This window comes from Paralcaligenes ureilyticus (assembly GCF_004346225.1).
Classification (GTDB): Bacteria; Pseudomonadota; Gammaproteobacteria; order Burkholderiales; family Burkholderiaceae_B; genus Paralcaligenes; species Paralcaligenes ureilyticus.
Genome location: NZ_SMAJ01000021.1, coordinates 48,394 through 58,666, shown reverse-complemented (window position 1 = coordinate 58,666; position 10,273 = coordinate 48,394). Strand labels below are relative to the sequence as shown.

At 55.6% G+C, this 10,273-nt stretch carries 10 protein-coding genes; 7 read left to right on the top strand and 3 right to left on the bottom strand.

Annotated features, from left to right (window positions below):
- A partial coding sequence (locus tag EDC26_RS18460) for a transposase (RefSeq protein WP_132585577.1) occupies positions 1-540 on the top strand: 540 nt, incomplete at its 5' end.
- A gap of 509 nt (positions 541-1,049) precedes the next feature.
- On the opposite strand, the gene EDC26_RS18455 is transcribed toward EDC26_RS18460, so the two are convergent.
- The 3 genes from EDC26_RS18455 to EDC26_RS18445 are packed head-to-tail and all read right to left on the bottom strand — an operon-like array spanning position 1,050 to position 4,627.
- Positions 1,050-2,480, bottom strand: coding sequence for a tetratricopeptide repeat protein (locus tag EDC26_RS18455; protein ID WP_132585574.1), 1,431 nt, complete (start codon positions 2,478-2,480; stop codon positions 1,050-1,052).
- A 42-nt stretch (positions 2,481-2,522) separates the two neighbouring features.
- Positions 2,523-3,293 carry an enoyl-CoA hydratase gene (locus tag EDC26_RS18450; RefSeq protein WP_132585571.1) on the bottom strand — a complete coding sequence of 257 codons (771 nt, stop codon included), beginning with the start codon at positions 3,291-3,293 and terminating at the stop codon, positions 2,523-2,525.
- Positions 3,294-3,328: 35 nt separating this feature from the next.
- Positions 3,329-4,627, bottom strand: coding sequence for an ATP-binding protein (locus tag EDC26_RS18445; protein WP_243700977.1), 1,299 nt, complete (start codon positions 4,625-4,627; stop codon positions 3,329-3,331).
- 155 nt (positions 4,628-4,782) lie between these two features.
- Between EDC26_RS18445 and EDC26_RS18440 the strand changes: the two genes are divergently transcribed.
- From EDC26_RS18440 to EDC26_RS18415, 6 genes are all read left to right on the top strand, one after another.
- On the top strand, positions 4,783-7,146 hold the full coding sequence (locus EDC26_RS18440) for a TOTE conflict system archaeo-eukaryotic primase domain-containing protein (protein WP_207915199.1): 2,364 nt from the start codon (positions 4,783-4,785) through the stop codon (positions 7,144-7,146).
- A 114-nt stretch (positions 7,147-7,260) separates the two neighbouring features.
- Positions 7,261-7,998, top strand: coding sequence for a type IV toxin-antitoxin system AbiEi family antitoxin domain-containing protein (locus tag EDC26_RS18435; RefSeq protein ID WP_132585565.1), 738 nt, complete (start codon positions 7,261-7,263; stop codon positions 7,996-7,998).
- A complete protein-coding gene (locus EDC26_RS18430; RefSeq protein WP_132585562.1) occupies positions 7,995-8,432 on the top strand; it encodes a hypothetical protein in 438 nt (145 codons plus the stop codon). The genes EDC26_RS18435 and EDC26_RS18430 overlap by 4 nt, the downstream gene beginning before the upstream one ends.
- An 80-nt stretch (positions 8,433-8,512) precedes the next feature.
- The gene (locus tag EDC26_RS18425; protein ID WP_132585559.1) at positions 8,513-9,205 is read left to right on the top strand and encodes a helix-turn-helix transcriptional regulator; all 693 of its coding nucleotides are present in this window, start codon (positions 8,513-8,515) and stop codon (positions 9,203-9,205) included.
- Positions 9,206-9,376: 171 nt separating this feature from the next.
- Positions 9,377-9,748, top strand: coding sequence for a VOC family protein (locus EDC26_RS18420; RefSeq protein ID WP_132585556.1), 372 nt, complete (start codon positions 9,377-9,379; stop codon positions 9,746-9,748).
- Positions 9,745-10,176, top strand: a complete 432-nt coding sequence (locus tag EDC26_RS18415) for an EVE domain-containing protein (protein ID WP_132585553.1) — start codon at positions 9,745-9,747, stop codon at positions 10,174-10,176. Before EDC26_RS18420 ends, EDC26_RS18415 begins: the two co-directional genes overlap by 4 nt.
- Positions 10,177-10,273: the final 97 nt, after the last annotated feature.

Sequence of the window (10,273 nt, the reverse complement as noted above, 5' to 3'; positions counted from 1 at the left end):
CAGCGTGCCGCGCTGCAGCAGTCGCTGCGCGACGTCGCCCTCATTGCCCCGCAGCTCAAGGCGCTGATCACGCAATTTAATCAGGTGATCGCGACGATCGATGAGCACATCGCCCAGCAAGCTCAGAGCGAGCCGGCCCTAGCCGCCGAGGCGCAAAGGCTACAGACGATTCCCGGCGTGGGGGTGCAAGGCGCCACGATGCTTCTGTGTTTATTTCGTCGCATCGAGTTCAAAAATATCGGTGCCCTCATCGCGTTCACGGGACTGGACCCGCGCCCCATGGACTCCGGTCAAAAACGGGGCCTGCGCCGGTTAAGCAAGCGCGGCGCGCCCTGGCTACGCCGCCAGTTATACATGATGGGGTTTTCTGCCAGCCGATCCAAAGTGTTCCAGTCCCGCTATGAAGCTTTACGCGCGCACGGCCTGAGTTCCACCGCCGCCTTCGTTATTCTGGGTCGCAAACTGCTGAGTATCGCTTTTGCCCTATGGCGTAGCCAAAAGCCGTTCGATTTAAATCGTTTTTTACTGAAAAAGGCTTGATTAAAACTATAGAATCTCAAACAGCGCCCGACGACACCCCCCGCCTTCCCTTCGTCAGTACCCGGCGCTGGCCGAATGACCGGACGGTACCCACCCCTCGCCCTGCGGCTGCGCTGATAGAGTGCACAGAGGAATGTGTGGGGCAGCGGCCAACGTGACAGGCTGCGGGCCAGTGAGTTTCGGGCATGCCACGACGCGAGCCGTCTATGGGGGCCGGGGCGGGGCCGGCGTAAGGCGTGCTCCGGATGCTGACGAAGGGAAGGCGGGGGCTGTCGGCGGGCCATGTTTGCGCGCAGCCGCGCCAGCGGCGTAGCGAGTTTGGCCCGACGCCCGCCTGGACGAGGCAGATCCGGATCAAGCACGCCGTGCCGGCCCCGCCCCGGCCCCCATAGACGGCGTCTTCAAATACCTACACGTCCCGTGCCGTATACCGCCGTTTGACCGAAAACACTTTAAATCCAATACGCCAGACAATCGTCATCGCTTCTTTTTATTGCGAAAGAGCTCGCTCATGCCGCGCAGCCGGAAATCCGGATAGCCACCTGTTTGGTCACGAAGCTGAAACACAGAACCTCATAGGACCAGCGGTGCTTTTGCGCCGCTTCGTTAAACGCCTTGAACTCATCGTCGCGCCAGGATGAGTTCCCTATGTATTCATCGAATACAATCACCGTGCCCGAAACGATTTGGCCGGCAAGAAGCTCCAATACCGTTTTGGTTGAACTATAGAGATCGCAATCCACGTTCATAAAACGGATGGGGCCGCGCTCTTTTTCAATGAATGCCGGAATCGAATCCTCGAACCATCCGGCATGAAGCTGCACCTTGTCCGGCACGCTGGGGATGACTCCCCGGGTTGAATAGCTGCCTTTCAACTCCTGGTTCCAGTCATCCGGAATGCCCTCAAAGCTGTCGAACCCGTGAACGGCCGTATCCACGAGCGATGCAATCAGGCGGATCGACTTCCCGTGGAACACGCCGAACTCCAGCACCAGGCCATCTGTTCGTGCGCGATCGATGGCAAATTTGAATGTTTGCAGAGCGCTTCCCATCACAGACGGCCGTGCGCCGTCCAAGGATTTGAGGTAATCCCAGGCGTCCATATCCGCTGCAAGTGGATCACTCTTGGGCAAGGCATTAAAACAAGCCGCCGCCTTTTCTGCATCACCCAGGTAGTCGTGAAGCATCCCCAGCGAAAAGCGATAGGTGTCATTGCCGGGTTGAATTTTCAAGGCTTGATCCAGGCAGGAAATGGACGCCGTCTTATCGTCAAGACCCAATAACAGCGCATGCGAATTATAAAAAGGGTCCGCGAAATCGGGCGCCAATTCCTGCGCCTTGCGATAACAAACGATCGCCTCGTCCAGATCACCCGTTTCGCTTAATGCAACACCCAGATTATTGTAGGCCGCCGCATAATCTTCTTTGTGGCGTATGGCATCCCGAAAGCATTCAATCGCTTTTTCCGGTTGAAATTGCTCTTGAAACAGCACCCCGATGTTGTAGTGGATCTGCGCCATATCGGGTGCCAGCTGCAGCGCACGGCGGTAGCTGGCTATGGCGGCATCCGCATCACCCATGCGTGCAAGCACATTGCCCAGATTGCAATGGGCTTCGACATACGCGGGGTTTAAAGCCAGTGCCGCCCTACAACTGGAAATTGCATCATCCACAGCCCCTAAATGATTCAACGATATGCCAAGCTGCAAATGGAATACCGGTTCAGACGGACTGGCGTTGCGCCCCTTGGTGAAAAGCGCAACCGCCTTTTTATGGTCGCCCGATTCCTGGGCGATCAAACCGAGCAAGTACAAGGCCTGCGGGTTATGAGGATGCGCCTGCAGTATGGAAGAATAAATCGCCACGGCCTGCGCCACGCGCCCGGCCTGGTGATGCTCGATGCCTATTTTTATTGACGACTGCAACTTCTTTTGATGCATTACCTATCCCTCGACCCTGTTGGGTAATCGTTACTTATTCTTTTACCGCATCTTTTTATTGTGAAAAAACTCGCTCATGCGAATATGCGGCTCATCGCTCTCAAAAGCTTGACCAAAGCGCCCGATGCTTCGCTTAACGACATCATCGAGATAAGGCGCTTCCCATTCGATCAGCAACTGCTTCTGTATTTTCATGCCCGCCGCACCGCAAGCGGCAAGGCCGCGGGCAAACTCGCCTACCAGGGCATCCAGGCTTTCAGGCTCTGCCACACCGTTCAACAGGCCCCAGGCCAGCGCCGTCGGAGCATCAATCACGTTTCCCGAAAGCATCAACCAACGGGCTCGCCCCTCGCCGATCAGCCGCGACAGCAACGCGCCCTGGATAACGGACGGTATACCGAGCTTCACTTCGGGCATGGTGAACTGCGATTTTGCCGACGCATAACGCACATCGCAACACGCCGCCAATTCCAGGCCCACTCCAATACACCACCCATCGATCTTTGCAATGGTCGGCGCAGGAAAAACCCTTACCGATTCGCATAGTTCATACAAGCAACGTATAAACGTTTCAGCCGACGCCGGCTTCAGATCGACCATTTCCTTGATGTCGGCCCCGCCAATAAACGTTTTGCTGCCGGTCCCCTGAATGATCAAAGCCCTGATGGAAGTGTCCGCCGCCAACGAACGGATAAGCGCGGCAAGGTCTTGAGCCACCTGGCTGCCAATAATATTCAGCGGGCCGCCGTTGCTGAGGGTCAGCGTTGCAATACCGAACTCGTCAACCGACACCGCCTGGTTTTTCAGATTCATGTTTTAACTGTACCGGATCGATGTTTGAGGGCCTATCAGCTCCACAAGCAAGAAATAGGCGCCGCAACAAATTGATCATTAAAAGGAATTACTTTGTCGCCATCGTAAAGCACAATGCCTAGCTTGAAAGTGTCCTGACGCACGCTGGCCAACTTGCGCAAACCTTTGAAATCGGCAGCATTTACTGATGCCGCCGCTTTAACCTCAATCCCCACCAGGTTGCCGTGCTCATTTTCAATAATGATATCGACTTCATCGTTATCCTTGTCGCGGTAATGGTACAAGCTGTAAATTTCATCGGACCACGAAATGTGCTTCAACACCTCGGAAAAAACAAAGGTTTCCAGTATGGGGCCGAAGATCGAACGATCTTTCTTAATTCCCTCCGCAGTTGCCACCAGTATTGCAGCCAGCAATCCCGCATCAAAGAAATGCACCTTAGGCGTTTTAATAAGTCTCTTGATCCGGTTATCAAACCACGGCTCAACTCGACGCAACAAAAACAGCTGTTCAAAAACGACGGTATACCTTCTGATCGTTTTGGCATCTAGTCCAAGTTGGTTGCCTAATTGCGTAAAATTGGTAAGCTGCCCGCTGTGATGTGCGAACATGCGCAGTAGGCGAGGAAGCTGATCCAGCTTGTCCAAACTGGCAATATCACGCACGTCGCGCTGCACGATGGCATTAATATAATCACGAGCCCACACCTGCCGCCTTTTAGGAGTCCGAAGCAACATTTCCGGGTACCCGCCACCCAGCACACGTTCAACAAGCTGAGCTCCCATAATGGGTTGTGCAACTTTCACAACACGGCCGCTAAACGCTTGTGCGAGAAAATCGGATTTATTGCGATTGACCTCAGCCTGAGCGAACGGCAACAAGCTAATCACAGCCATGCGGCCAGCTAAACTTTCCGTTATCTGAGGCAACACCAAAACGTCCGCAGATCCGGTAAGCAAGAAACGGCCCGGGCTACGATTTTCGTCAACCGACTTTTTTATCGCCCGCAGCAGCGCCGGCGCGCGCTGCACCTCATCTATCACGGCATACTCCAGCCCACGTACAAAGCCAGCCGGGTCACTGCGGGCGGCAGCCAGCGCCGTATCATCATCAAGGGTGATATAGGTATGCAATTCGCCCGTTAATTGGCGCACCAGCGTGGTCTTTCCGCACTGGCGCGGGCCGTTAATCAAAACTACCGGCGTGTCGTGGAGCGCGGCCCTAACATTGGCCTCGACGAAACGCGGTATAAATGTGGGATTAGGGCTTATATGATCCAATGTCGTCCAATCAGGAATTAAACGCCGACCAATCAGGATTTTGATCTCGACCAATCAGGATTCTAATGCCGACCAATCAGGAATTTAATATCGACTGATCAGGATTCTAATGCCATCTGATCACGAAAGCCAGTGTTTCTCGAAAAATGAAACCGAAAGATTCTACTTCAATGTCAGGCACAGAATCCACGGCTAGCCATGACCCTACAATGGCGCTACAGATAGAAAACGCCCGATTGATCGCATTGCTCGAAGCACGCGGCATTGAGTGGCGCTTGCCATCAGAACCGTCAGTGACAGCAACCGAGGACGAATCCCCACGATTGTCCATCGCCGATAAGGTGACACTCTTTCGCCGACTTTTCCGCGGGCGAACCGACATCTATCCCGTTCGCTGGGAAAGCAAAGCGACCGGCAAATCTGGGTACGCTCCCGCCTGCGCCAACGAGTGGCGGGCCGGCATCTGCGAAAAGCCACGTATCAAGTGTTCAAACTGCGACAAGCGCTTGCTGATGCCTTTGTCGGATTCAGTCATTTATGATCATCTGGCCGGCAAGCATACAGCAGGCGTCTATCCGCTGCTAACCAATGACACTTGTTATTTCCTTGCAATCGACTTCGACGAGGCCGAATGGAGAGAAGATACGCAAGCATTCACTCAGTCTTGCGAGGAGCTCGGTGTGCCGATCGCCATCGAAATCTCTCGTTCCGGCAAGGGCGCGCACGCCTGGATTTTTTTCTCGAACCCAGTACCCGCCCGTGATGCCCGAAGACTAGGCACTGCCATTATCAGCCACACCTGTGCGCGTACGCGACAAATGAAGTTGACCTCGTACGATCGGCTATTTCCCAACCAGGACACAATGCCCAAAGGCGGCTTTGGCAACCTGATCGCCTTGCCTCTCCAAAAAAGGTCTCGCGAAAACGGCTGTAGCGTATTTGTCGATGCCGCCTTGCGCCCGTATGCCGACCAGTGGGCGTTCCTCGCATCCGTCCAACCTATGCTGCCGCAGGACATCGAGCCCTCCATTTTGCTCGCCACTGGCGGCGCACATCCCCTGGATGTGACATTTATTGACGAAGAAGATCAAGCGCAGCCGTGGAAGCGTCCGCCACCCGTCATCGGGAAGCTGCCAGGGACGATGCCTAAGGAGGTCACCGTGACTATGGCAAATCTCGTCTATTTCGAAAAGAATCAATTGCCACAACCGCTGGCCAATCGCCTGATCCGCCTAGCTGCCTTCCAGAATCCCGAATTCTACAAAGCGCAAGCAATGCGAATGTCGGTATGGGACAAACCCCGCGTGATCGGTTGTGCCGAAAACTACCCACAGCACATTGCATTGCCACGTGGTTGCCTTGATGCCGCTCAGGCGCTATTACGCGATCACGGAATCTATTGTGATCTGCGTGACGAACGGTTTGAAGGTCGGTCGCTCGACGCTAGCTTTGCGGGAACGCTACGGCTCGACCAGGAAACAGCCGCCGCGGCAATGCTCCATCATGAAGCCGGCGTGTTGTGCGCACCCACTGCATTCGGCAAGACGGTGATTGCCGCCGCAATGATCGCCCGTCGCGGCGTTAACACCTTGGTGCTGGTGCATCGCACCACATTACTCAAACAATGGCAGGAGCGTCTACAGGTATTCCTGGACGCCGGGCAAGACATGATTGGCACCATTGGAGGCGGCAAGGCCAAGCCAACTGGCAAGATTGATATTGCGGTGATGCAATCCCTGTCGCATCAAGGCGAGATCAACCCACTGGTCGAGCACTACGGTCACGTCATCGTTGATGAATGCCACCACATTGGGGCCGTGTCGTTTGAAACCATTCTGAAACACGTCAAGGCGAAATACGTGCTCGGCTTGACAGCCACGCCAATCCGCCGTGACAGCCAGCAGCCCATCATCTTCATGCAATGCGGCCCAATCCGCTATACGGCGGCAAGGCCCACAAGTGCTCCGCGAGATCTGGAAGTGGTGCCGCATTCGATCTACGGACGTATCGATTTGCCGCAGGAAGCCGGGATTCAGGACGTGTTCCGTCACTTGGTCAACAATCAGGGCCGGACAATGGCGATCGCCGCCGAAATCGAGCAGGCCTTTTACCGAGGCCGAAAGGTGCTCGTCCTGACTGAACGTACCGAGCACCTTGATGCCATCCTGGCCGCACTTGACGGAAAGGTGCCATCCCCATTTGTGCTGCATGGGCGGATTTCGAAGAAACAGCGAGCCAACTTGATCATGGGACTCGACGCACTGCCGCCGGACGCGCCACGCGTCTTGCTGGCGACCGGCAGGCTAATCGGAGAAGGCTTTGACCATCCATCGCTTGACACTCTTGTGCTTGCAATGCCCGTGTCATGGAAGGGGACGCTGCAACAGTACGCGGGCCGATTGCATCGCGAACACGCTGGAAAAACCGACGTGCGGATCATCGACTTCGTAGACATCGGCCACCCCGTACTGCTGCGAATGTGGGATAAGCGCCAGCGCGGATACCGCGCGATGGGCTACCGAATCGGTGACGAATCCGCGTTGAGAGAACAGGCCCCCACACTGTTCTCATAAACTGACTGTAGAAAGGCCGTTTCTTAGAAAATTTTATTTTGTCGTAATTAAACTACGATAATAGATACCAAATAAAGCTTGGCAACTTCTTTAAATAACGATAAATATCGTAGTATGACTACGACTAATAGAAATAAACTAAAATCTCTCTACAGACAATGGGCTCCAGGTACGCCATTAACCTCTGAGGGATTGGCAGCACAGGGCATCTCTGCCGACCTGGCTGTCCACTACGCGCGCTCCGGTTGGCTTTTCCGACTGGCGCGCGGCGTGTACTGCCGCCCCAGCGATACGCTGGAACTGCACCCCTGCCTGATCCTACTGCAGCGCACAGTCGTTGGGCTGCACGTTGGCGGCAAATCTGCCCTCGACTGGTACGGCATAAGACACTACCTATCACAGCATCCAGTCCTGCATCTGTATGGCTGGACAGCGGCCCATCTGCCTGGCTGGTTCATAGAGCGCTTCCCGGCGGAGTATCACCGCAAACGGCTGTTCGACGAGCCACCCGTCGACCCGCTTTATGCTGGGCCGTTTGAAAGACGCAGCGGCGCACCCCGGGTCTCAACGCCTGAGCGTGCACTACTGGAAATGCTAAGCGAGGTGGGCGTACGCCAACCGCTACAGGAAGCGCGTCAACTCGCGGAGAGTGCATACAGCTTACGCACTGATGTGCTGTGCGACTTGCTGCACCATTGCACTAGTGTCAAGACGGTACGTCTGTGCCTGCAACTCGGACGCGAGTTCTCCCTCCCTTGGGCCGCGAAGCTGGATTCCACACAACTGCCCACCGGAAGCGCCAGAGCCTGGGTATCTCGGTCGGCTGACGGACTGCTGGTGCTCAAGCCATGAACTCAATCTACCTTGACACCGCACGCCTGTTAACTCAAGTTACTCCATTTGTCTTTGCCAGCGGCGCACTCGTAATCTACCTCGCCAGCCACAATCGACCCCTTCACGAGGTGTTGTTCCCGTCACTACGAGACGTCAGCCAGGACTACGAACGCAACTTCAAAGGCATGACAAACCAACCAGTCGAATTGCGTGCGCTATTGGGCGCGCGAGCGCGAATGATACAAGAGCTCCAAAGCGGCCTTGATGCGGAAGAACGCCGCTTTCTGTTGTCGCTCGTTACTGGCCACCCCGAATCGCCGCTGTTGGGAATTTCACATATCGAGCATCTCCCGGAGATTCGCTGGAAACTGCACAACCTGGCGAAACTGGAACGGAATAACCCGGAGAAATTCGCCGAGCAGGCAGAGGCACTTACACAACGACTACGATAAGCGCACACCCCGATAGGTAGACAATCATCAACAGGAAATAATTTTAAACTGACGGCACAAACCGAAACAGGCGACTCAAAATGTCACGATCAGAACGTCTTCTTGAGCTGCTTCAGCTGTTGCGCCGCTATCGCCTGCCTGTAAGCGGCAAAAAACTGGCCAACGATCTGGGTGTCAGCCTACGAACCTCTCTCTACCGGGATATTGCCTCTCTTCAGGCGCAAGGCGCCATGATCGAGGGAGGACGCGGCATGGGCTACATTCTGCAGCCTGGCTTCATGCTGCCCCCGCTCATGTTTTCCGACGACGAGATCGAGGCTCTGGTGCTGGGTTCGCGCTGGGTCAGCAAGCGGGCAGACAAGCAGCTTGCGTCGGCGGCGTCGAATGCCCTGGCCAAGATCGCCGCGGTTCTTCCCAAAGACCTCCGCGGCAATATGGATAACAACGCACTGTTTGTCGGGCCTCATGACACGGTAAGTCCGGAAGACATCGATTTGGGGCTGGTAAGAAAGGCCATCCGCACCGGGCATAAGCTGTCCATCACCTATTCCGATCAAGAGGGGGTTGAATCGCAGCGCACGATATGGCCATTTGCCATTGGGTTCTTCGAGACATCCCGCCTGCTTGTTTCATGGTGTGAGCTGCGAGACGATTTCCGTCATTTTCGGACAGACAGGATATCTTCCCTTTCCTGGCCAGGCCCGCAATACCCGCGCAGCAAGCAAGCCCTGCTCAGAGAGTGGAGAAAGGCGCAAGGCATACCGACAAGGTGATCGATGCGGCCGGTCGCTGACCGCCACGACGATCAGGCATCAGGCGGGATGATGCGAAGCTCAAACGCTACTGACAGAATCTGACAGCAGCCGGCGTTAGGATGACATCAATCTGCACAGGAACCATCCCTGCCTCAGAGACGACCCCGTCCATCATCAAGGAGCACCGGCATGACTCATCCTACTTATGTCCTTCTTTACGTCGACAGCCCCGCTTCCAGCGCCAGCTTCTATACCGCATTGCTTGGTAGAGCTCCCGTCGAAACCTCGCCGACGTTTGCCCTGTTCGTCCTGGATTCGGGCCTCAAGCTCGGTTTGTGGTCCAAACACACGGTAGAACCGGCCGCCACGGCCACCGGCGGCGGGGCCGAGCTCGCTTTCTCGGTCGCCGACAACAATACCGTTCGCGCCATGCACACCGAATGGGTGGGCCGCGGGCTGGCTGTGGCGCAGGCGCCGACCCAGCTGGATTTCGGCTACACCTTTGTTGCCCTCGATCCGGACGGCCACCGCTTGCGCGTATTTGCGCTGTCTGCAGAATGACTCAAAACTGGATTGCCGTGGCATCGGCCGATCACGTGCAGCGAGGCCGCGAAGCCGGCTTCATGCAGGTTTGCCACGGCAAAGCGGCGCCACTACATCGTATAAAGCCCGCAGACCGCATCGTCTACTATTCACCCGTGCTTGATTTCAACAGCAAAAAAAAGCTGCAGGCCTTCACGGCCATAGGGGTCGTTAAAAACAAGGAACCTTATCCCTTCGATATGGGCGGCGGATTCGTCCCCTTCCGTCGAGACGTACTATGGATGGCAGCCCACGAAGCCCCGATCAAGGCTTTGCTTGACACGCTGGAGTTTTCGGCCGGGGCACGGAATTGGGGTTATCAATTTCGGTTCGGGATTTTTTCCATAAGCGATCACGACATGCAAGTCATTGCCGCCGCAATGGGCGCCCGGTTTCCCGACGCATAACAAGTTGTTGTCAATGCCGACATGAATCCATCCGGGACGGCGGCGGTTGTTGTTGAAGTCTGCGACGTTGACGAGGAAGACAGACTATTGCTTAGTG

Excerpts from the sequence above, each read along its gene's own strand:
- EDC26_RS18455 (WP_132585574.1), bottom strand. The coding sequence starts at position 2,480 with ATGCATCAAAAGAAGTTGCAGTCGTCAATAAAAATAGGCATCGAGCAT.
- EDC26_RS18450 (WP_132585571.1), bottom strand. The coding sequence starts at position 3,293 with ATGAATCTGAAAAACCAGGCGGTGTCGGTTGACGAGTTCGGTATTGCA.
- EDC26_RS18440 (WP_207915199.1), top strand. The coding sequence starts at position 4,783 with ATGGCGCTACAGATAGAAAACGCCCGATTGATCGCATTGCTCGAAGCA.
- EDC26_RS18435 (WP_132585565.1), top strand. The coding sequence starts at position 7,261 with ATGACTACGACTAATAGAAATAAACTAAAATCTCTCTACAGACAATGG.
- EDC26_RS18430 (WP_132585562.1), top strand. The coding sequence starts at position 7,995 with ATGAACTCAATCTACCTTGACACCGCACGCCTGTTAACTCAAGTTACT.
- EDC26_RS18425 (WP_132585559.1), top strand. The coding sequence starts at position 8,513 with ATGTCACGATCAGAACGTCTTCTTGAGCTGCTTCAGCTGTTGCGCCGC.
- EDC26_RS18420 (WP_132585556.1), top strand. The coding sequence starts at position 9,377 with ATGACTCATCCTACTTATGTCCTTCTTTACGTCGACAGCCCCGCTTCC.
- EDC26_RS18415 (WP_132585553.1), top strand. The coding sequence starts at position 9,745 with ATGACTCAAAACTGGATTGCCGTGGCATCGGCCGATCACGTGCAGCGA.